Annotated in this window: 19 protein-coding genes and 1 tRNA gene; 11 read left to right on the top strand and 9 right to left on the bottom strand. The window is 47.6% G+C overall.

Translation table 11 applies throughout. From position 1 onward, the window contains the following. Positions 1-271: 271 nt before the first annotated feature. The 4 genes from recD to CRO03_RS06930 all read right to left on the bottom strand — a co-directional run bounded on the left by recD (position 272) and on the right by CRO03_RS06930 (position 10,228). Positions 272-2,254: an exodeoxyribonuclease V subunit alpha gene (gene recD / locus CRO03_RS06915; protein ID WP_097110913.1), complete on the bottom strand. Its 1,983-nt coding sequence runs from the start codon at positions 2,252-2,254 to the stop codon at positions 272-274. Beyond that, a complete protein-coding gene (recB, locus tag CRO03_RS06920; RefSeq protein ID WP_097110914.1) occupies positions 2,244-5,948 on the bottom strand; it encodes an exodeoxyribonuclease V subunit beta in 3,705 nt (1,234 codons plus the stop codon). The genes recD and recB overlap by 11 nt, the downstream gene beginning before the upstream one ends. Next, positions 5,945-9,439, bottom strand: a complete 3,495-nt coding sequence (gene recC, locus CRO03_RS06925; protein ID WP_097110915.1) for an exodeoxyribonuclease V subunit gamma — start codon at positions 9,437-9,439, stop codon at positions 5,945-5,947. The genes recB and recC overlap by 4 nt, the downstream gene beginning before the upstream one ends. Positions 9,440-9,502: 63 nt before the next feature. After that, on the bottom strand, positions 9,503-10,228 hold the full coding sequence (locus CRO03_RS06930; RefSeq protein WP_245861515.1) for a DUF3581 family protein: 726 nt from the start codon (positions 10,226-10,228) through the stop codon (positions 9,503-9,505). A 218-nt stretch (positions 10,229-10,446) separates the two neighbouring features. Here CRO03_RS06930 and CRO03_RS06935 point away from each other — a divergent pair, with 218 nt between their 5' ends. Together CRO03_RS06935 and CRO03_RS06940 are read left to right on the top strand one after the other, a co-directional pair. After that, complete coding sequence (locus CRO03_RS06935) at positions 10,447-10,920, top strand: hypothetical protein (RefSeq protein ID WP_097110917.1); 474 nt, start codon at positions 10,447-10,449, stop codon at positions 10,918-10,920. Between the two features lie 166 nt (positions 10,921-11,086). Next, a complete protein-coding gene (locus tag CRO03_RS06940) occupies positions 11,087-11,500 on the top strand; it encodes a YchJ family protein (RefSeq protein WP_245861516.1) in 414 nt (137 codons plus the stop codon). A gap of 32 nt (positions 11,501-11,532) precedes the next feature. On the opposite strand, the gene CRO03_RS06945 is transcribed toward CRO03_RS06940, so the two are convergent. Then, a complete protein-coding gene (locus tag CRO03_RS06945; RefSeq protein ID WP_097110919.1) occupies positions 11,533-12,006 on the bottom strand; it encodes a VC2046/SO_2500 family protein in 474 nt (157 codons plus the stop codon). 105 nt (positions 12,007-12,111) lie between these two features. Between CRO03_RS06945 and CRO03_RS06950 the strand changes: the two genes are divergently transcribed. Then, positions 12,112-12,196, top strand: a tRNA-Tyr gene (locus tag CRO03_RS06950). Positions 12,197-12,320: 124 nt separating this feature from the next. Further along, a complete protein-coding gene (locus CRO03_RS06955) occupies positions 12,321-13,955 on the top strand; it encodes a response regulator (RefSeq protein WP_097110920.1) in 1,635 nt (544 codons plus the stop codon). A gap of 33 nt (positions 13,956-13,988) precedes the next feature. Here CRO03_RS06955 and deoC read toward each other — a convergent pair whose 3' ends face one another. Next, positions 13,989-14,723 carry a deoxyribose-phosphate aldolase gene (deoC, locus tag CRO03_RS06960; RefSeq protein ID WP_097110921.1) on the bottom strand — a complete coding sequence of 245 codons (735 nt, stop codon included), beginning with the start codon at positions 14,721-14,723 and terminating at the stop codon, positions 13,989-13,991. Positions 14,724-14,991: 268 nt separating this feature from the next. After that, complete coding sequence (locus tag CRO03_RS06965; RefSeq protein ID WP_097110922.1) at positions 14,992-15,696, bottom strand: M48 family metallopeptidase; 705 nt, start codon at positions 15,694-15,696, stop codon at positions 14,992-14,994. An 87-nt stretch (positions 15,697-15,783) separates the two neighbouring features. Between CRO03_RS06965 and xthA the strand changes: the two genes are divergently transcribed. Continuing rightward, on the top strand, positions 15,784-16,599 hold the full coding sequence (xthA, locus tag CRO03_RS06970; RefSeq protein ID WP_097110923.1) for an exodeoxyribonuclease III: 816 nt from the start codon (positions 15,784-15,786) through the stop codon (positions 16,597-16,599). 32 nt (positions 16,600-16,631) lie between these two features. On the opposite strand, the gene yfbV is transcribed toward xthA, so the two are convergent. Further along, the gene (gene yfbV, locus CRO03_RS06975; RefSeq protein WP_097110924.1) at positions 16,632-17,072 is read right to left on the bottom strand and encodes a terminus macrodomain insulation protein YfbV; all 441 of its coding nucleotides are present in this window, start codon (positions 17,070-17,072) and stop codon (positions 16,632-16,634) included. Positions 17,073-17,612: 540 nt separating this feature from the next. Here yfbV and CRO03_RS06980 point away from each other — a divergent pair. From CRO03_RS06980 to CRO03_RS18380, 4 genes are read left to right on the top strand one after another with little or no spacing between them, the layout of a single operon-like run. Next, positions 17,613-17,960 (top strand): ArsC family reductase, encoded by a 348-nt coding sequence (locus CRO03_RS06980; RefSeq protein WP_097110925.1) that lies wholly within the window; start codon positions 17,613-17,615, stop codon positions 17,958-17,960. A 1-nt stretch (position 17,961) separates the two neighbouring features. Then, the gene (gene dapE / locus CRO03_RS06985; RefSeq protein WP_097110926.1) at positions 17,962-19,122 is read left to right on the top strand and encodes a succinyl-diaminopimelate desuccinylase; all 1,161 of its coding nucleotides are present in this window, start codon (positions 17,962-17,964) and stop codon (positions 19,120-19,122) included. Then, positions 19,119-19,808: a M15 family metallopeptidase gene (locus CRO03_RS06990; RefSeq protein WP_097110927.1), complete on the top strand. Its 690-nt coding sequence runs from the start codon at positions 19,119-19,121 to the stop codon at positions 19,806-19,808. Before dapE ends, CRO03_RS06990 begins: the two co-directional genes overlap by 4 nt. Further along, positions 19,808-20,005 (top strand): DUF2897 family protein, encoded by a 198-nt coding sequence (locus CRO03_RS18380; protein WP_141397734.1) that lies wholly within the window; start codon positions 19,808-19,810, stop codon positions 20,003-20,005. The genes CRO03_RS06990 and CRO03_RS18380 overlap by 1 nt, the downstream gene beginning before the upstream one ends. Here the strand turns inward: CRO03_RS18380 and yejK are convergent. Further along, complete coding sequence (gene yejK / locus CRO03_RS06995) at positions 19,959-21,002, bottom strand: nucleoid-associated protein YejK (protein WP_097110928.1); 1,044 nt, start codon at positions 21,000-21,002, stop codon at positions 19,959-19,961. The two genes, CRO03_RS18380 and yejK, sit on opposite strands and share 47 nt — an antisense overlap. 70 nt (positions 21,003-21,072) lie before the next feature. Here yejK and CRO03_RS07000 point away from each other — a divergent pair, with 70 nt between their 5' ends. Then, a complete protein-coding gene (locus tag CRO03_RS07000; RefSeq protein WP_097110929.1) occupies positions 21,073-21,297 on the top strand; it encodes a YejL family protein in 225 nt (74 codons plus the stop codon). Between the two features lie 6 nt (positions 21,298-21,303). After that, the gene (locus CRO03_RS07005) at positions 21,304-22,827 is read left to right on the top strand and encodes a DUF3413 domain-containing protein (RefSeq protein ID WP_097110930.1); all 1,524 of its coding nucleotides are present in this window, start codon (positions 21,304-21,306) and stop codon (positions 22,825-22,827) included. Position 22,828 lies beyond the last annotated feature (1 nt).

A 22,828-nucleotide genomic window follows, 5' to 3' on the forward strand; every position in this document is an offset into this window, starting at 1 on the left:
CTCATACTGATTTTTTTCGTTTACACGAACATCATTATAAGTGCCCACACAGATAATTGATTGCTAATTGTTAAAGAGCGTGCTTCAAACTCGTTGTTACAAGAGTGAAGCGAGAACCGCTTGCGCCATTCTCAGTAGTCTTTCTCAGTCGTTTGCTGCGTTGCCGCTGCCCCGTCTGTGGATGCGCATTATAGGGAGTTTAAAATACTCTGCAAGCGCTTTTTAAAAAAACTAAATCGTTTGCCTAAAAAACAACCAGGCAATATTAAAACTAATCTGCCAGCGCTAAAGACAAACCGCCAGCACGCAGGGTTTGACGCTGCACTGCACGCGCTAACTGCTTCGGCTCAGCACAAATAAGGCTAAAACGGACCGAAGCACGGGTTATGGCGGTATACAACAACTCTCGATTCAACATGCCATTATCATGATCAGCCACAACCAATACGGTATGGCGGAATTCCGAGCCTTGCGATTTATGCACCGTCATTGCAAAAACCGTTTCTACTGCATTTAAGCGGGCTGGAATAACCCATTTAATGCCATCAGCAACAGCGAATGCCACTCTGAGGGTGCTGACCACGCTACCATCTGGCTGGACTACTAATTTTGGCAGACAAATACCAATATCGCCATTCATTAGCCCCAACTGATAATCATTGCGGGTAACCATTACCGGCCGTCCTGCATACCACTGATGCTCAGGCGCAATTAAGCCGGCCTTTGCCAGAATATCCTGAATTTTCAGGTTTAGCTGCTCGACACCTAACTCACCTTTACGGGTAGCTGCCAAGATCTGAAAACAGCTATAGGCGCTCAGGATTTGATGTGCCCAGTTGTCCTGTTCTTCAAGTTGCGGTGGAGTATCAGTTAACAAAGATAAATAATGCTGATAACCATAGCCTTTCGTTATATTGCCACCATTCGATACTAACTGTTGAAAACCGGCACTGGCAGTGCCGGTTTCTTTCAATAGCAGCAATTCGGCGGGATAGTCTTGCCAGATAGCAGAGTTAAGCAGCCCCCTATTCACCATCGCCGCCAACTGACCAATACCACTGCTTTGACCAAAGCGGTGACTATGACGCAGCATCACAATATGCTGAGACAATAAACTGCCATCATTACTGATAAGCTCATCAGGGATCTGCTGGCCGGTCTGCGCTGCTAACCAGGCAACTGTTGCCGGACGATAGTCCCCTGCACTGGCGTTTTTACACAGCTCAGCTAACAAGGCACCCGCTTCTACTGATGACAACTGATCTTTATCGCCCAGCAATATAACCCGGGCTGATCCGGGTAACGCTTGTAATAACGCGGCCATCATTTCCACGTCTACCATTGACGCTTCATCCAGCACCAGAATATCCAGTGGCAACGGTTGATAACGATTAAACCGCAGGCTTTTGCTGCCCGGCCGCACGCCCAGTAAACGATGAATAGTGCTGACGTTAGACGGAATAGCCTGTTCAACCTTGCTGAAACCTGCAATATCAAGCGACGCAAGCCGGCTCAACGCACCACTGATACTGTCTTTTAAGCGGGCTGCAGCTTTGCCGGTAGGCGCGGCCAGCCGGATTTCCAGTAGCGGCTGTTGCTGGCTGAGCTGCAATAACTGCAACAATGCCAACAAACGGACGACCGTCGTGGTTTTACCCGTACCCGGGCCACCGGTGATAACGGTAAAGGCGCTGCGACATGCCAGAGCACAAGCCAGCTGTTGCCAATCGGGTTGCGGCTGATTCTGTTGCTGGGTGCTCTGCTGAAACAACTGCCTAATTAGAGGTAACAATGCGTTAACTGGTAACTGCGCTGTCAACGCATCATTCTGGGCCAGGCGTTGATTAATCTGCACAGCAATATCCTGCTCATATTGCCAGTAACGTCGCAAATACAGACGGCTACCCGTCAATACCAGCGGGTTACTACCGTGGCCATGGTCCACTACAGCAGACTGGCTAAGTGCTGAGTGCCACTGCGCTACGCTCACTGCAGCAAGTTGCTGTTGCAAGTCTTGCTGAAGGATTGGCGCCAGCTCAGCCACCAGTCCAAGCGTTATCACCGGATCCGCCTGCAGTTTTACCAGATCCAGACAAACATGGCCCTGTTTCAACTGATAACTACACAGCGCTGCGGCCAGCCAGACCAGAGGTTGTGCCGGCTCATAGCGGGCGATAAAGCTGGCAAAAGCCAGATCCAGCGGACGCAACCAGCCTTGGGTTTGCCATTGTTCCAGCATTTGCTCAGCGTACATCAATGGCCTCCCCGCGAAACAGCTGATCGAGCGCATTAATTAATTCAAGAGATGGTTTCAGCCAGACCATACCACGCTGTGGCGCCGCTAAACCTCTGATAAACCAATGCATAGCACCACCTATATCCCGCATATAATCATAACCGGCAAGCCGGCTGCGTAATAACCGATGCAAAGCCAGGCAATACAATACCGCCTGCAAGTCATAGCGCTTTTGCAACATAAGCTGTTGCAAGGCATTGTCGTTATAAGCGCTGGCACACTGTCCAGCGAGGTTAGATTTATAATCACACACCACGTAGCGCTGCTGCTGACAAAAAACCAAATCGATAAAGCCTTTTAGCATGCCATTGAGCTGGCCCGCCAATAACGCCGGTCGTGGTTGCCCTGGCCAGATATGCTGCTGCAATAGTTGATCTAAGCGTTGGATATCAATGTGCTGACACGGTAACCAAAACTCCAGTTCTACCTGATAGCTGGAAAGCCCGGCCAGCGTTACCGGATCAACTCTGGTGAGACCTGGTAGCGTGAAACAACTGTGTAACAGCTGCATAAGCCACTTTTGCAATGCAGCACAGTCAGCTTGCCAGCCTCTCAGCTGACAACGTTTGGTGAGCTCTGTTGCCAGTAACTCTGGTTGCTGGCTGATAACTGCAAAACCCTGTTGACCCATCCATTCCAACATACCATGTAAAAAAGTACCGGCTTGCGGACCTGCAATAAACTGATATTGAATGGCAGGATCCTGCTCCTGTGCTGCTGGCTCTGCGCTAAACTCATGATAAATTTCGTTAAAAAGCTCCGGCAATAATTTATCACTGGCCCGCTCTGGTCCGCTTTGTGACAGACTACTGTTATCTCCCAGCTGCCTGGTTAACGCGCTGTAACTGGCAATCCACCATGTCTGGCGGAACATATTCGTCATTTGACGGGCAACGGCTGTTTGCTTGCTATGTCCGGGCGCTTGGTAACCATTCTGGCTGGCTGCTGGCAGACTTTCCAGGCTGATTGCCGGACAGCCGGCCCAAACTGTTTGCACCTGCGCCGAAAACGCTGCAGGCTCAACAGTTGAGGTGGCCAGTAAATAACTAATAGCGCTTATTTCTGCCAGCGGCGCCAAACCCAACCAGCAGGCATACTTAGCTCGGGTAACCGCGACATAGCATTTACGAATATCCTCTGCCAGTCGCTCCTGCTCTGCCACCGCCAGTACGTGTTCATCAGGCTGATAACTAAAACAGCGCGCCCCCTGCGCATCGCGATAACTTACCGGCAATTGTTTAGCATTAACCGGCCGGGCGGCACAAATAAATGGCAGAAATACCAAGGGGTATTCCAGGCCCTTTGATTTATGAATAGTAATAACCTGTACCAACTCAGCATCACTTTCCAACCGGACTTTCTGCTGCTCATTATCCCCCGCCGCTTGCTGCTGAATATGCTCAGCTAAAAAGCGCAACAATGCTTGCTCACCATCGAGTTGCTGGGCGGCCTGTTGTAATAACTCTGCCAGATGCAATAAATCTGTTAGCGCCCTTTCGCCATCAGCATTCAGGCGCAAGCGGGCCGGTATTGCAAAATCAAATAGCAGGCTGCGCAACATCGGCAGCACACCATAGCGGCGCCACTGCTGCTGATAGCGTTTAAACTGCAGACACAGTTTCTCCCACTTCAGTTCGTGTTGTTGCAACTGATCAAGCTCACTCAGATTAAGCCCAATAATTCGGCAACCAATAGCTGAGCGAAGTAAGCTGTCTTGTTCGGGCTCAGCACAGGCACTCAGGATAAGTTGTAAATCAGTTGCAGTAGCAGAGCTGAATACCGATTCACGATCAGATAAATACACACTGCGGATCTGACGTTGAGCCAGCTGACCCCTTATAGTCTGTGCTTCATTCTGATTGTTTACCAAAACGGCAATATCTGACGGCTTAAGCTGACGCTTTTCACCATCATTATTGATGAGGTAAGTCGCACCACAGGCAGCTTGTTGCAGGATATCGGTGATATAACTGGCGCAGCCACCGGCATATAAATCCAGATATGCCTGGCGACTAAGCGCTTTATCGGAGTTGAAATCGGGTAACCAGCCGGTCAGTGCTGGCGCAGAGTGTTGTCCAATATGCAGCTGCCAGCTGCTGCCCTTAGCATTAACCGGATGAAATGGCAGTGGGCCCTGGTTATCGCTGCCATGGTCCTGACGAAACAGAAATGCACCGCCGGCACGGGCTTCCGCTTCACCAAATATATAATTGACAGCGCTCACCAGCCTGGCGTCTGAGCGGAAGTTAGTGTCCAACGTATAATGGCGACCCGTTGTGGCACGCTTCGCTTTCAGATAGGTATAAATATCAGCACCACGAAAGGCATAGATTGCTTGTTTAGGATCGCCAATCAGCAACAGCGCATGCTGGTCTTCAGGCTCTGATCCGGCATTAGCAGTAGCCGGACTTTTCAGATAGATTGCTGAAAATATCTGATACTGAATCGGATCGGTATCCTGAAACTCATCTATTAATGCAACCGGATACTGATCGCGCACCAACGCCGCTAACTCAGCACCCTGGTTGCCATGCAAGGCTCTGTGCAGTCTGAGCAACATGTCATCAAAGCCCATCAACGCCTGCTGGCTGAGCTCGCCCTGTATCCGATGTGCCAGCCAGCTGGCAGCATGTTGCATTAATAACTGGCGTGGTTCTACCAGGTTCTGCAGCGCTGCTTGTAAATCGACAATGCCGTCAAATGCCGGATGACTGGGCACCGGCGGCTGCTTCCAGCACTCTGCTATTCCCTGTGGCGATAATCGGTGCCAACCCGTGCCTAAATCGAGGCTTGTATCAGGTGCCTGTAGCCAGGCATGCAACTTTTGCAGCCAGTTATCCAGAAAACGTTGCTGTAATTGTCTGCCATTTACGGCTTTTGTACTAATAGCGTCGTTAAGTAATTCGGCTAATTCGGGTAACCACTGCCGCCACTTTTCTGTAAGCTGCTGCAGCTGAGCCTGACGATCTGCCTGACATTGCGCAATAGCTACTTCAGGTTCCGCGTAACTGAACTTTTCAGATTCGACCCGCTCCAGATAGTAACTGGTAAGCCCGGCAACGCTTTGCCATAGCTGTTCTGGCGTTTGCCAGTAACTCAGACATTCAGTGAGCGCATGCTCAGGCAACTGATAATAAAAGCTACGCCAGTAATCGCGCGCTGCCTGTAACTTCAGGGCAGTAAGGTCGGTACTCAGTTGCTGGCTAAATAAACTACCACTGGCAAAGGCGTGCTCTGCTAACATCCGGTTACACCAGCCATGAATAGTTGAAATTGCCGCTTCATCCATCCATTGTGCAGCTAATTCAAGGCGGCGGGCACAGTAAGCATATTCAGCTTCTGAATAATCAGCCAGTAAGGCCGCAAGCACGCCATCTGCGCTTTCGCCGTGGCGAAATGCCTGCGCCGCCTCAGTTAGGCGTAACCGAATACGGTCGCGTAACTCCTGAGTTGCCGCCTCGGTAAAGGTTACGACCAGAATTTCCGGTGGCGTCAATGGCCGTTGATAAGCGTGCGCTTTACCATGACCCAGTACCAGACGTAAATACAGCGCAGCGATGGTAAAAGTTTTACCCGTGCCGGCACTGGCCTCAATTAACCGGTTACCTTTCAGTGGCAGCGTTAACAGCTCAAGCGCTTCCGGCTTTTTCATTCAGCCTCCTCAACCTTACCGGCCTGGGCCACTGCACTTAGCAGTGGCCGGTACAGTTGCTCAGCAAGTCGGACAAAGTCACCGTTACCGGCAAGCTGATGAAAATCAGGAAACAGCCGGTGCAAATAAGGGTTACGCTGAACAATACCCGGATTGAAGTTGTCACCTGTGTAGCGCTTTTCGCATTGTTGCAGAATTTGCTCGCTGCTGAGTTTGCCGGTATCGGTCTGCTGCAGGTATAACATGGCGCACTCTAATTCTAACGGCCACGGTGCCTGATGCGCCTGCAGATAACAGCTCATTACCTGACTAAGCTGTTCAGTCGCGGCCTCAATTGTCAGCTCAGCAAAAGCGATTTCGCCTGCCTGACTCAATACTATGGTCTGACAAGGCCCGAGGGTGTTCGCCAGCAAATGGCTAAGCCAGGGCAACACCAGATGTCGCCATTGATACCTACGTTGTTTAATAATTGCACTGGCGCTAAGTAGCAGCTGACATTGCTGGCCACTGGCGCTTTGTCTTAGCTGACTAAGCCAGTCGTGTAATTCAATGGCCTGATGTTGCCAGTGCACTGCCAACGTCTTTTGACAAATAGGATAAGTTTGCTGCAATTGTTCAAGCCGCCCGGCTAAGGCCATTACCGGTTCAGCTAATTGCCCGGCATGCAAACGGCTTGCCGCCCCCACGCCAAGCTCACCGCGGCGCTGCATTTTCACCAGACAATTGCTGACAGCAGTATCTAATGGCTCGTTATCAGCCAGGGCGTGTTGCACACGGGTGAGTAACTGTTGCTGCAATTGCCAGCGGCTGAGGCCATCTAGCGCAAAAGCTTCGTCGTTTTCACCGGCAACATCAGGTTGGCCAAGCCAGATAGTCAGCCGTTGGGTAAAAAAACTCTTTACCGGATCGCGCATAAAATCGCTAAGCTGGCGCAAGCTTAAAGGCTCACTTGGCTGCCAGTCTCTGAGCATGCCGCCAGTGTCCAATGGGACGCTGTCAGCCAGCCACTCATGTTGGTAACTAAATAACCGCGGCTCGGTCTGATTAAAATAACGTGCACTAAACGGCTGTAGCGGATGTGCTGTAGTCAACTGTGATAACAAGATCGCCTTATCAGGATTGGCAGCACTGACAGCAGGCTGCCAGCACTGGGCCAGATGATCACGTAATTGACCAATCAACATCGACGGTGCCCGTTCGCTGTTATCATGCACACTGCGCCCTATCCAACTGATATAAAGCCGGTCTCGCGCTGACAACAACGCCTCCAGTAATAAGTAGCGGTCGTCCTCGCGGCGCGAACGATCCCCTGGTCGCATATCTGTTTGCATAAGATCAAAGTCCTGCCGTGGCTGCTGGCGCGGAAATGCCCCGTCATTCATGCCGAGTAAACAGATATGCCGGAAGGGTATTGCCCGCATTGGCAGCAAGGTAGCAAATGTCACGCCACCGGATAGAAACCGTTGCTGCACGCCCGGCTGCGATACTAGACTCAACCAGCTTTCAGCAACAATGGGCGCGGGTAACTTAGTGGAAAGTGTCGCTTGCTGGCAGTGACTGAACCAATCATCTAAGGCTTCATTTAATTGCGCCAGCAAAGCTTGTTCATCACTCAGCTGAGGCAGTAAAAAATCTTGTAACATCGCGTTTAACAACTGCTGCCATTGCGCCGGACTATGCGGTTGTTGCAATAATTGCCAGTAGTGTTTCAATTTTGCCAGCAACTGATATAACGGGCCTATCAACGCTGCCTCTAAGCCACTAATCTCTGTATAAGGTTCAATGCCATGCCAGCCTTCTGCTAACTGCTCAGCATCTGACACCGGTCCGGTGGCAAAACCCAGTAACATCCGATCGAGGGCAAACTGCCAGCTGAACTGATGCATGCCACCTGGCAAATCCAGGCTTTGCCGCTGGGTCGCGTCCAACCCCCAGCGAGCTCCTGCAGCTTGCAGCCACTGATGTAGCATAGGTAAAGCAGACTCTTCAATAGCAAAACAGTGGCGCACTGCGGGAACTTCAAGTAAATCCAGAATATCGCTCAGTTGAAAACGGCTTTGTGCTAATCCCATCAGCTGTTCAACCGCTTTAAACATTGGCTGCTCGGTGCCGGGAGGTAAATCAGCAATAGTAAAAGGAATGTAGCGCGGATCGTCCGGCTTTAACGATGCAAATACTGCCTGGATCAGCGGTGCATAACTGGCAATATCAGGCACCATCACCATAATATCGCGCGGTGTCAGACTGTGATCCTGCTCAAACGCCGCTAACAATTGATCATGTAGGATTTCCACTTCACGCATTGCACTGTGTGCCAAATGAAACTGAATAGACTGATCGGTATCTGATATTGCCGGCCAATGTTGCTGACTGTCTTGTACGGGCCTCAAGTCATAAATATCATGTTGCAACATGCCCAGTAAATGGTGGGTGGCAGGTGGCTGAAACAAGTCAATCCGCTGATTAACGAAAAGGTTTTTGTATTGTGCTGTTTCATCAAACTCATCCAGCAACCTGATATAATCACGGCCCTGCCTTCCCCAAGACGCTAACAGTGGCTGAGCGTGCACATGCAATTGCTCTTCGCTGATATCAGTTGGCATCCCCGCTTTATACGGCTGACGATGACGCTCTGCCCTTAGCAACTCCTTTTCACTTATTATGGCTGCCCAATAATGCTGACAAGGGTTATGCACCGCCAGCAGGACCTGACAAAAAGGCGCTATTGCCGCCAGCACCTGCAAACTTTGCTGTGGCATCGCCGAAATACCAAAAATAATTAAGCGTCTGGGGAGTAAGCTGGTTGCTTCAGCTGTTGACAACTTAGCTAATTTATCAATAAAACGCTGGTGTACCTCAGCGCGGCTGTCACCAAGCTGTCGCTCACTGATTCTGCGCTGCAACATTCGCCATAAGGCACTTTGCCACAGTTGTTCTGGTTTGAGGTCTGTCAGATGCCCCCGGGCAGTAACCAGTTTATTCTGGCCTTGTTGCCACAGGTTCAGCCAATCGGCCCGGTACACCTGATACTGATCGTACAGCGCTGCCAGCTGCTCTGCCAGCTGATAGGTTTTAAGTAAGGTTGGGTCATCGGCATAGAAATGTCTCAGAGACTCAAAGCATTGATTCTCTGGTAATTCGGGCAGTAAACTCAGTAAGTGCCAACGCAGCTGCTCCCGGCTGTACGCAGAGCGTTCATTGATTTCTGTCTCGCCCAGTACCTTGCGGTAGAGTCGCCAGATAAAACGGGCAGGCAATTGAACGTCTATTGCACAGGCAATACCGCAGCCGGCTTCTGCAGCGTCAGGTTCATTGGCCAGAGCCAGTTTAAGCCATTGTGCAATACCATTACTTTGCACCAGAATCTGTTCAGATTCCAATGGCATAAGTGGATAGCGTTGCAACCAGTTAACTACCAACGCACGCAATTGCTCCGGGGCATTGGCATGCACCACCAGAAAACCAGGTTGTAATGAGCTAGCCTGCGACATAAAAAGCCTTTGAGGACAACAGGCTGCCACTATAGCTGATTTTACATAGCGATTAAAAGCGGCTTAGCACTGCGCTTTGCTTAGGTTTTTACGGCGATCGTACTCAGCAATCATCAGTTGCATCTGCTGTTCATCATAGGCTTGCAAATTACTTAGGATCATTCGCTTTTCACCACGACCAATTTGCTGGCCCTGTTGAGTCAGCACAAACTGCAGCAGAACATTGCCGCGCTTACCCTCTACCTGTAACGAAGATGCCGCAAGACTGAGTTCCACTTGCGCTGTAGGTAACGTATCAAATGACAAGGCCATACTTTCGTAGATAACTAAAGGGCGCCCGGGATGGATCATGACATTGTGCTGTTGCATCAGCGGCTGCAAAATATGCGGAAAGTTCTGCCCTGAAAATTTCACATAATCACGGATCAGCGGCTCTATTACCGACAAATCATGGCTGGTATCACCCTGCTGTTGTAAAGACAAATACACCTTACCCTGCCTGTCACATATTCGCAGTTCAGCATCATGCTGTTCACAGTGTAACAGGACATCAGCACTTACCATGCCGGCAAAAGTACAGCTGAGCTCTTTGCTAAGGCCATAGTGACTTAGCAAATAAGCAAACAGTAAGTCACCGGGCACACAAAATCTTTTTGCATCGACATCGTGAATGGGATTGAAATCGGTCGCTATTTGTTTGGCGAAGCTGCAGGATTGCAGGCGGCTGAAACTAAAACCTTCGGCAGAACGGGTGACAAAATCGTCTAACAACATCAATAAGGCACTCACTTTTTAGACTTAAGCCAGCAATTCTAACCTAAATTAGCGGTTAAATGGTCCAGCCAGTAATAAATAAGCAATGTTAACTTACTGCTGCAGAGGATACTGAAGTAAAAAAGATGGAAGCAGCATTGCGCCATCAAATCTTTTAAAAAAAACTTGCGTTAATTTCAAACAGCCACTACTGTATATCCATACACTGTATAAATACACAGCTGGAGCAAAGTATGTTAGCAACTGCAATTTTACCTAACCACATTTCAGACACTGCGGGCTTACCTGTTAAGCGAGGCACCGGACGCTTACAACGGCTATCGGCAGCTGTGGCATCGACCAAACCGTTTTATCAGGAACTCGCCACAGCTTCAGCGGCCAACGCAGAGCAATTACTGATTAAATTGTTACAGCGGCATTGCAGCGAAACCGGTTGGATTGTGTTGGTGGCGCCAAAGCAGTTACCATCGAAGGCGCTGGCCGACTACTTACGCCTGCCGGTCGATAAAATACTGGTCATCCATTCTGATGCTATAAAAGACCCGGCGAAAACCTTACATCAGTTATTACATAGCCGCGGTTGCAGGGTGATTGTTAATTTTTGTCAGCCTGGCTCAGACGAGCTCACGTCGCAGTTAAGCCAGTATGCCGCCAGCCAACAGCGTTGGTTTTACCAGTTCAATAACTTGGCTTCGCAGACTCATTAGCACAACAGCGTTAGTGCTGGCATTTAGGGTATACTGCCGGTATTGACGCTTAGTTGTGATGTTTGAGGTACTTTTGAACTGTTATTGTTGCTCCGGCCTGCTTTTCAGCAAATGTTGTCAGCCGTTACTTGAAGGTACCGCCACGGCTGATAGCTGTCTTCAACTGATGCGCTCACGTTACAGTGCCTACTGTAGTAAAAATATTGAGTATATTTTTCAAAGCTATCACCCGGAGCAACGGGAAGCTAATTCAAAAGCTCAGATCGAGGAGTTTGCCGACACAGTACATTTTGTTGGTTTGACTATTTCTGACTGGTCACAAAGCCAGGCCCCCCTCCATGGCGATAGCGGCTCTGTCAGCTTTGTTGCCAGATATATATTCAGTAATAAACTGGAAACCCTGACTGAAAAGTCGCGCTTTACACTAAACGACCGCTGGTACTATTACGACGGAGAAATTGCTGCATCAACAGTTTTGAACATTGGCCGGAATGATCGTTGCCCATGTGGTAGCGGAAAAAAGTTTAAGCAATGCATTGTCCATTTATTATCAGGTAGCATCCTGACTACCCCGAGCTAAGCACCAAATCAAAGAATGAGACAAAGGCTAGATCAAGCAGCCCTATGCTGCATCTGTTGCAACATTTCATACAGTGCAGTTGGATCGGCCTCAGTCCTGTTAACCTCACCACCGTCGCGCCGACGCTTGCTGTGTGCATCTAAGTTCTGAACCACTTCTGAAGCCAATTTAGCTTTATCGTCAGCCAGCACCAGCGGCCCTTCTGCCAGATATTGCTGCATTTTAAGTTGACGTACCCCCCCTGAGTTAAGAGCCTGACTATGTTGGTTTAGCCTGGCAATATCATGCTCTTGCCAGCCGTAGCCTCTTGGCTGAGGCAGTGAAAACCGGGTATACAAATTGGTACTTTCGGCTGCAGATTCTGTTTTTGGTGTCTGAAATTCAGCCATTTCATCAATGGCGGGCGAAAGAAATGCCAGCCACAATGCAAAATCTGCTCTGTGTTGCTGGTTAATTGCTTTGTTAAGCCGGCAATCAAGTTGCCATTCATTGATAATAGTAGTCATAGCAGCTTATCAAATAAGAGATGCTTGGTTTATCGGCAGTTAGCCAAAAAAGTTAAGTAAAATGCTTTACATCAAAAGACAGTTTGGTAATATGCGCGCACTCGTGGAGGGGTTCCCGAGTGGCCAAAGGGATCAGACTGTAAATCTGCCGGCACTGCCTTCGAAGGTTCGAATCCTTCCCCCTCCACCATTTCCTCGTTACCAACACCCTCTATTATTCTTGTGATTCAAATATTCCGCTTAAAATTAATTTGCTTGCTAAACTGCACTATATTTCCGACACTTAGCCTATTCAAGCTAGGGTTAAGGCGCTAATGCAAAATAAGACTTTGGAAAATCAGCGGGTATTGATCGTTGATGACCAACGCGCATTCCAGTTAATGTTTAAGGGCGTGCTTTATTCCATGGGCGCAACTAACGTTGCTTTTGCACCAACGGGTGAGCAAGCGCTGGCTAAATGCAGCAATATTGATTACGACATATTATTTGTCGACTATCATTTAGGCATTGGCAAAAATGGTAAACAGCTACTGGAAGATTTACGCGAGAAGAAACTGCTGAAACCACATAGTATCTTCATGCTGGTTACCGGGGAAAACTCTGTGCCGGTAGTAGTCAGTGCTGTTGAACTTGAACCTGATGACTATCTGGTAAAACCTTTCTCGCAAAGTGTTTTGCGAAGCCGCATAATTCGAATTCAAAAGAAAAAAGTGCAGCTGGCTGAATTATTTCAGGCACTGTATGACAATAATTCTGAACAGGTAACGGAGCTATGTCAGCGGGAAATTGCTGAGGCCGGTCGCTATCAACAATTCTGCAAACGAGTACTTGCTGAAAACTTGATTAAGTTACAACGTTTTAGTGAAGCAGAGCAGGTTTTAAACAGCTGTCTGGAGCAAAGACGAAATGGCTGGGCATTACTGTTGATGGCCAGGGTGTGCTTTGAGCAACAGCGTCTGACAGAAAGTCAGGCGTTGTGCGATGAAGCATTAGAAGAGAATCGCTTGTTTGCTGAAGCTTACGATATTAAGGCGCGTAGTTATCTTGCAGAAGACGACCCTGAACAAGCGTTCAGTTGTATTACAGCCGCCACCGACATTGCTCCATATTCAATGCAACGCCAATATCTCTATATGGATATCGCGCATGCCCTGGAAGATACCAATGCCAAAGTGTTGGCCAGCAAACAGCTGTATGAAATAACCAGGCGTTCGATCCGGCAGGATGTTGTTCACCTACTTAATTATATTCGCAGCATTATTGCTGCAGCGACCCTGAGTGAAGAGCCCCAGCAGCGCAACCGCTATTCTCAGGAAGTCGCTATTGCTCTGCAACGTGCACGTCGCGATGACAGTCTGATCCGGGAAATTGATTTTGATCTTTTTGAAATTTTATGTCAGGCAAGACTCGATTCAGTGAGTGGCCAGCAATTTCAGGCCAAAAAGACCTATGCAGCAGTTGCAGAGCACGCAGAAACCCAGCAACAGGTTCTGCCTGACACGGTATTGTTACTAAACCAGATTGGTGAATTTGAACAGGCAGACAGACTGGCCTCACTAATCGACCCCGAACTTCAGGCAGATCCGGTACTGCAACGTTTGTTGTCAGAACAACAACGCCAGAACCAGTCACAGCAACAACATTTCGCTCAATTGAACAAAGACGGTATCCGCCAGTATAAAGAGGGGCAGCACATGGCAGCACTTGCCTTATTTGAGCAAGCGCTGGAACTGGCACCAATGAATACGGGTTGTGCTTTGAACGTAATTCAAACCAGCTTACAACTACTTAAAACACAAAGTCATGGGCCAGGCGGCAACATGCTGGAACGCTGCAAGAAAGCCTTCAGAATTGTCGATAATATGCCTTTGCCAGAACATCACCGTAAGCGCTACCAGGAGCTACTCAGTCAATTCTCCCAACTTAAACCAGCAAAGCGCCGTAAATAGTACTATTGCATCTAACTTAACGTGGCCAGTTTCTTAATTAGTAATCAATTGTTCTGCCAATTCAGAAACCAGAGCACTTGCGCCAATCCGCATGCTGGCACTGGTAGCCGTAATACCGGTAATTTGTTCGTATAAATCGATTAATTGTAACGCCTGAGCGATAGTTCGTACCCCACCTGACGCTTTAAAGCCAACAGGGCGATCCGCTGCAGCAATTATCGTCAGCATAATCCTTGCCGCCTCCTCGGTGATGCCAACAGCAACTTTGCCAGTTGATGATTTGACAAAGTCGGCGCCGCATTCAATTGCAATCTCAGTCGCTTTGGCAACCTGTTGAGCAGTAATAAGCTCGCCGGACTCAATAATTACTTTCAGACAGGTCGTTGCGCAACAGCGCCGGATTTCAGTTAAGAACTCTCTGACGAGCTGATGATCACCACGCAACAACGCCTGATAAGGCATCACACAATCAATTTCAGTAGCACCCGCTGCCAGAGCTACATTAATTTGCTGGCAAACAGCACTTACCGGCATTTCACCATCAGGAAAATTGACCACTGTAGCGACAGCATATGGTTGCCTGGTGTCAGCTATCAACTGTCTGAGCTGTGGTAAATAATCTGGATAAACGCAGTATGCAGCGATAGGCACGGGAAACTGCGGCTGCTGTTGCAACCAGTCAGCCATCTGCTGAGCATCGTCGTTGTCATTTAATCGGGTAACATCGAGTAATTTAATAAGTTGCAATAAGCGCAATCGGTTAGTCATTGTTAAGCTTCCGTAATTCGTTTACCAGCCAGGCTACAACCGCAATATTGATCCTGTAAAATTTGACTGGCAGAGTAAACCACAACCAATTAAAAATGCAAAAAGTGAAAAAAATATTTTTTATATGGAATTTTTTAATCTCAGGCCAGTCAGAGTTAATAGTTGTAATGTTGTGTTTACTTCTCTCCCTGAAATTAAGTTGTCCTTATTTTATCGCCGGTTATTAGCCGGCGTTTTTTTGTCTGCAGTTTCCCGACTGGTCCGGTGACTAATCAACTAGCTGTTGTTGAAAGTAGTTCAACCAGACCTGAGCTTGCGGATAGTCTGGTACATAGCAGCTCACTGTCTGCCAGAAATGTGGCGAATGGTCCATAACGACGCGATGTGCCAGTTCATGTACCATCACATAGTCACTCACCCAGGTTGGTGCCATCACCAGCCGCCAGTTCAGGCCTATTGCTCCAAAACTGTCACAATACCCCCAACGACGTTGCCATTGGCCTAGTCTCAGCTCCCGATAATTAATCTTCATGGCGTCAGCCCAAACGGACAGACGCTGGTTGAATCTGATTGTTGCTTGTGCCTTTAACCAGCGGTTTAATAACTTGTCATGCCAGGCTGCCAGATTAGTATTGGCTACACGATAACTGACCGCAATCACCAGACTATCGTTTTCCAGCAAGACTTCACTTTTACTTGCTCTGCAAAAAACAACCTTCCGAAGTCTGCCTTCAAACAATATTTCAGCACGCTGTTGCCAGCTAACTGCCGGAGTTTGTGCCTGTTGCCGCAATAAATGCCGTTTTATCCAGAGCTGCTTCGCTGCTATCAGTTGCTGGATCTGTTTAATATTGCAACCAACAGGCGCCCGTACGGTTACCCTGCCCTGACTAACCACAATTGCCAGAGTTTTACGGCGGCTGTAGACAATCTCATAGTCAGATTGTTGATAGTAATCAGCTAATCCCGTCATCACCAACCTGACCCCTGTGGACTTACCGCCTGACAGATTCGCATGTTATGATGCAACCTTGTTCCAGCTTGAGGCAAATTGAACGACATGAAAATAATCTCTTTTAATATTAATGGTATCCGCGCCAGGCTACACCAGTTGCAAGCCCTTATTGATAAACATCAACCCGATATCATTGGCTTGCAGGAAATTAAAGTGCACGATGACGAGTTTCCGATGACCCAGGTGATGGCGATGGGATACCACGTGTACCATTTCGGTCAGAAAGGCCATTATGGCGTAGCTATTTTAAGTAAACAAGCCGCGAAAAACATGCAGTACGGTTTCCCGGGCGATGCTGACGATGCGCAGCGCAGGATGCTAATTGGTCAGTATTCGTTAGCTAATGGCAAAACCCTGACAGTACTTAACGGTTACTTTCCTCAAGGTGAGAACCGCAGCCATCCGACAAAATTTCCGGCTAAAGAAAAATTTTATGCTGACTTACAGCATTATATTGAACAACATCATAACGCTGACGACTATCTGACAGTGATTGGCGATATTAATATTTCACCCCTCGATTTCGATATTGGTATCGGCGAAGCTAATGCCAAACGCTGGTTGCGGGAAGGTAAAACTTCTTTCCTGCCGGAAGAACGGGCATGGCTGCAGCGTCTGAAAGACTGGGGTTTAATAGATACCTATCGTCAACTGTACCCTGAAGATATCAGTCGTTTCAGCTGGTTTGACTATCGTTCTAAAGGCTTTGATGACAATCGGGGGTTGCGAATAGACGTTGTAATGGCAACCCAACCATTGGCTGAACGTTGCACAGAAGCCGGCATAGATTATGAACTTCGTGGCATTGAGCGGCCGTCAGACCATGCACCGGTTTGGTCTGTTTTCAACCTTGAAAAATAGCTACTGACAGTTGCCTGAAATCCTTGTGCGGCCTAAAGCCAGGGCCGCATAAATGTTTTGTCCAGTTGCTTGTAAGCAATGGATAATGTATTCGCCAAATCTAAATAGTTGCGCGGTTCGTTAACCGCCGGTGTTTCCACACCTTGTTCCTGCATCTGCTGGCGAATTTGCCGACACCAACTTACCAGAGCAGGTGGTAAGCGGGTTGAAGAACGGACCCCAAGCCAGTACCAACCTTGCAATGGCAATGACAGAATAAACAACATCATCGCCAGAATTTGCCCGGTAAAACCACTACCCAGCAAGGTTAACTGAAAAAACGCTGTTAATACAGCGAGGCCTGGCAAGTAACGAAACCCAAGACTGGTCAATTGAATAATTTTGTTTTCGGGAAACAGTGAGTTGAGCTCAGGCTTCACCGGCCAGACCATGCTGTACTGGCGCCCTTCTTGCAGCAGTGCAAATAATTTCATTGAAATAGCCCCTAATAAGTACAACGGCCAATGTTAACCTTAGCACAGTTACTATACGATGCGCAGGCTTAGTTGTATCAGTGTAAAGGTCAAGATCAGCAAAAGTGGTAACAGAATTTGTTTAGACACTTAGCTAACTGTTCATTTTGACTTAAATAGCGACAAAATTGACCATGAAAGATTAAAGCAATTTCCAAGCCACATTACATTTCTAATAAAATTATATGCTTATGTAGAAGCCTTCCTGTTACCAACAATCTTACCCACAGAAGCTGTGGACAAGTTTTAGCGCGGAAAAGCTGCGATATCGACTGCTGTCAGCATTTTTATCAACAAAAAAGACTATTTCGGAAAAAATTCATCATTAAGTCATCGTTCTGTCATGTTTAACAAGATAAGCCGGCCTGGCGCCCTTGTATTTCATTCATTCGCTGCAACTAACAGCAGAAAAAAAATTAATATTACGTTAGTATTACCTACATATTTTTGCAGACACCCCTCATATATGATGGTTGTCTTAGGCCTGTGGAAACTTTTTCTATGATTAAAATGTACGGTATCAAAAACTGTGACACTATTAAAAAAGCCAGAAAATGGCTGGAGCAACATCAGCTTGATTATCAGTTTATCGATTACCGGCAGGACGGTCTTAGTGCTGAACGCCTGGCTGCATTCAGCCAGCAACTTGGGTGGCAAAACCTGCTTAATACCCGTGGCACGACGTACCGGGCACTGGATGCTGAAACAAAAGCGAATCTGAACGAACAAGCTGCACTTGCGCTGATGCTGCAACAACCTGCAATGATCAAACGGCCACTGCTGCAACTAAACGAAAGATACATCCTTGGTTTTAGTAATGACATTTATCAACAACTCCTGGAAGACTAAGATGAGCTGGCTTGATCCAAAACAAAACCCGGTATTATCACTGGCGATGGACTTAATGTCCCGCGAGTCCGTTACCCCTCAGGATGCGGGTTGTCAGCCGTTGATGGCTGACAGGTTAGCTGCCATAGGTTTTAATATCGAAATGCTGGAGTTTGCAGACACCCTGAATATGTGGGCCAGACATGGAAGTGGCAAACCATTGTTTTGCTTTGCCGGTCATACCGATGTTGTACCAACAGGGCCTTTGGCACAATGGCATACCCCACCTTTTACCCCCACTATTATTGGTGATAATTTATTCGGCCGTGGCGCTGCTGATATGAAAGGCAGTCTGGCTGCAATGATAGTGGCAACTGAACGCTTTCTCGGACAATACCCTGAACCGGCTTTTAACATTGCTTACTTAATTACCAGCGATGAGGAAGGACCATTTATTAATGGCACCATCCGGGTAGTTGACACACTGGAAGCCCGAAATGAAAAGATAAACTGGTGTTTAGTAGGTGAACCATCAAGTGGTCAGAAACTGGCAGATGTTATCAAAAACGGCCGTCGTGGCTCGTTAACCGGCCATTTAACCGTAACAGGCATTCAGGGGCATGTGGCTTACCCGCATTTAGCCGATAACCCGGTGCACAAAGCGGCTCCGGCGCTGGCCGAGCTGGCAAGTGAGCAATGGGACAATGGCAATGCCTTCTTCCCTGCAACCAGCTTTCAGATTGCTAATATCAATGCCGGCACAGGGGTATCAAACATCGTACCCGGCGAATTAAAAGTGATGTTTAATTTTCGCTACAGCACTGAAGTCACAGCTGAACAATTACAACAACGGGTTTATGCCATGCTGGACAAGTATGGTCTGAATTATCAGTTGGACTGGATATTAAACGGTTTACCTTTTCTTACTGACAGCGGCAATTTAGTTGAGGCCGTCGTGGCGGCTGTTGAGCAGGTGCAGGGCTTTAGTCCAAGGCTCGAAACTACCGGTGGCACCTCAGATGGTCGCTTTATAGCTCCAACCGGTGCACAGGTTGTCGAACTTGGCCCATGTAATGCGACAATTCACAAAGTAAACGAATGTGTGTCAATTCATGACCTGACAATACTGGCTGATATTTATCAGGCGTTACTGCAGCAATTACAGCAAAAACTAACGGCATGAATATCGTAGCCTCAACTGCTGACATTCTGACAGGTCGCAGCCAATCACACCTGACAGAATTGGCAGATGGCCATCTTATTCATCGTCAGATGTGCTCGGCATGGCTGAAACTGCAGCAAGCCGCCGCGTTGGATGGGATGGAAATAAAAATTGTTTCTGCGTTCAGAAGCTTTCAACGTCAGGCAACCATCTGGCAAGCAAAGTGCGACGGCTTGCGCCCGGTTTATAATCTGGCGCAACAGCAGGTAGACATAACAGCCTTAACTGGCCTGGCTAAACTGGATGCTATCTTGTTGTATTCAGCACTACCAGGGGCAAGCAGACATCATTGGGGCACCGAACTGGATGTTTATGATGCCTCTGCGGTGGCAGAAAACTACCAACCACAATTATTGCAGACTGAATATCAGGATACTGGGCCTTTTACCAAATTAAATCAGTGGCTTAGAACAGAGGCCAGCAAGTTCGGTTTCTTCAGGCCCTATAACCAGTATCAAGGTGGCGTGGCAGCTGAACCCTGGCACCTGAGCTATGCCCCTCTTGCCAATCCTTATTTGCAGGCTTTAACTCTGGATACTTTAAAATGTTGCCTGCAACAACATCCGGTAGCCGAACAGCAATGTGTGCTGGCTAATTTAGCGCAACTGTATCAGACTTACGTTATTAATATTTGTGAGGACATCTGATGAACTGGCCGTTATTCTGGGCTCTACTGTTTGGCTTTGGCATGGTCATTGGCAATATCATGCTGGTAAAACACTCTGCGAAAATCAAAATGCCCAGCCTGAAAGATGCGAAAGAAACCCATCCCAGGCCGGTCAACTACAACAACGATGTTACTCACCATCGCTCTGACGCTGAAAAGCGGAATAGCCCTGAGTAAAGCGTTGTAACTGGTCCCGTAAGTTTGGTGGTGTCCCTTTAATGATTAACGTATCAGTGCCAACGTCATACTGAACCCGTTCACCCAATAACTTTTCATCAAAACTAAGCGATAAACCACCACCGGCACCATTAAACTTCACCATTGTTTTCAACTCTTTCACTTCAACCGGAAATTGCTCTGCGACTTCAAGTTGTTGTTCAGTACAGTAATGCAAAAAGCCGTTCTCCTGTTCTGGATCAACTACTGCAGAAAGCTCAGCCAGCACGACATCCTGGCCCGCCTTAGCTCTTTCTTCACAATAATCAAATACCTGACGTCGGGCAGAGGTTTTTTCATTTTGTTCAAACTCGGCCGCGGCAAAATACTCTTCAACTGACGACAATACCTTTTTGCTGTTTTGTCGGGCATCTGTACCTTCAATACAGCCAAGGAAATCAAGAAAAAAGTCTGCGACTTTTCTGCCTGCCCTGCCCCGGATAAAACTAATATAATTTCCGGCGTCAGCATTAACCTTATATTCGGTCAGATCTAAACGGGCAGCTAACTGCATTCTGGCGATATCAAGATGACGGGAGGTTGACAGATCCAGCTGCTCGGTCAGGGCGAAGTGATCTTTACTACCCAGCAGACAAACGAGCAGAAATTCGCTGGCCAGATAACGGTAATGGCCAAGCAGCAGGTACCCTGTTTCAGGTAGCTGGTGCGTGCTTAACTGAGTAATCAATGCATCGGTCATGGCTTTGGCAAAACCAAGATAGTCAGTATCCGCAGTTAGCCAGCTAGCCAGCGCCAGCGGCACGGTTGGATCTTTGTCTTCGGTAAAACTGGCATAACCTTTTGCTGGCTTACCATTATATGCCAGGTGGAGCTGCTCCAGTAAAGTGGCTACAGACCCGTCAGATCCAATTAATTGCTCACGGTAGTGAGCGCTGTGTTCGCCATTGGCTGAAAGATCGATATAGTTAATAGCTAAATGCAACACATCCACGGACATAATTTTTCCTGTTTTAACTGAAATCTGATACTATTCTTTAGTTTGAAAATCATCTTAATCTGAGTGACGCATGCCCATTGTATCAAAGTATTCAACCGCACAAATTGAAAATCTGGTAAATCAGTTACTGGATACCTTTCACACTAACAATGCTACTACTGAATTAAGTCTGATGTGTTTAGGTAATGCGGTCAGTCACGTGATTAACAGCAGTGTGCCAGCAGCGCAACGTGCTGCTGTTGCCAGCCACTTTAGTCAGGCACTAGCTGACGCCATTAACCATAAAAGTAACTAATCCCGAATGGTTATTGAACAAAACTTATCGCTGGTAAAGAAAGTCAACCGGCTGCTCAGCTGGGGTCATTGGTTCAGCTTTTTCAATATATTACTGGCATTGGCCGTTACCAGCGTTTACTGGTTATCTGAACCATCACCAGAGTCGGCTCTGGGGTGGTTGTACTTACTATGCTATTGGCTTGGCCATACAGCATTTCTTTGCTTTATGTTCTTCATAATAACCGTATTCCCGCTTTCATTAGTTTTTCCATATCAAAAGCATGTGCGGGGGTTAGCGGCATTGCTTGCTACAGTTGGTATGGTAGTGCTGATCTTCGATGCCTACGTTTATTCAAACCTTGGTTATCATATCGGCAGCACTTCCTGGGACCAGACTATAGCTTTGCTCCGGCAGCAAGTTGTCACAAACTTGCGAAACTTTGTACTGATCGTAAGCGTCGTTGCCGCTATTCTGATAGCAATAGAACTGATAATTGGTAATTACTGCTGGAAAAAAATTGCCAGACTAAAACAAAGCCGCGCCAGTAAACCCTTGTTAGCTATTTTTATTGGCAGCTTTGTACTTAGTCATATTATCCACATTTATGCTGATGCCCGGTTAAAATGGGATGTGACAAAACTGGATAATGTTTTACCTTTTTCCTACCCTGCTACGGCTAAAACTTTTCTTGCAAGATATCAGTTAGTTGATTTAGCACAGCGGGCGCAGCGTCAAGCTGATCGACTAAGTATATCGAATCCGGAACTGAATCTTCGCCAGTTACAATGTGCCGTTACCCCCGCTGAGCCGGTATTAGTAATTATTGCTGCACAGCTGTCTCCTAAGATGGGTCAGTTTATGGGCAAGCAGGGATTACGCAGTCACGACCAGCATTTTGCGCCCAACAATGATACGGAAGCACTACTACAATTGTTGTATGGTCAATTCATGTTAACGGCTGACAGTAAGCATCAGCTGCTACAGCCACCAGCATTTCTTCAGCAGTTACCACCGAATACTATGCGGATCCATAGCAAGTCAGACGTGATCAAAAGCCAACTGCCCTGGCTGGCCAGTAACCAGGCAGCAACAGGTGCTGCAATCAACATCATATTTGATGATTCACCACATACTAACTGGCACGACTATCAACAATATAATCGTATAGTGTTACTGCCCCTTACCAGTTTAGAAACAAATTTTGTGTTGGCTCCGGTCAGCGCCATGATCCACTGGCCCGAGCTTACAGAGCGTTTAAAACAGCATAACTCAATGCATCTCGATTTATTACCTACCTTGCTAAGTTCAGCTGGTTGCAGCACTGAAAGTAGTTGGCTGGGCGATAATTTGTTGCAAAGTCAAACGCTTCCTAAACTAGGTATAAGCCAGCAAGACATCGTCAGTATAAGAAAAGATAAAATGGTGGTGTTGCGCCAGGATGGTAGTTATGGCGTTTGGTCAGCAGGCACCTTAGTGCCTTTGAACGAAAAACTTGATACGCCAATGCTGACAGACGCCTTAAAGAGACTCGAGCCAGCAAACCAATAGT

Origin of the sequence: Arsukibacterium tuosuense (assembly GCF_900215315.1) — a bacterium.
GTDB classification, from domain to species: Bacteria; Pseudomonadota; Gammaproteobacteria; order Enterobacterales; family Alteromonadaceae; genus Alishewanella; species Alishewanella tuosuense.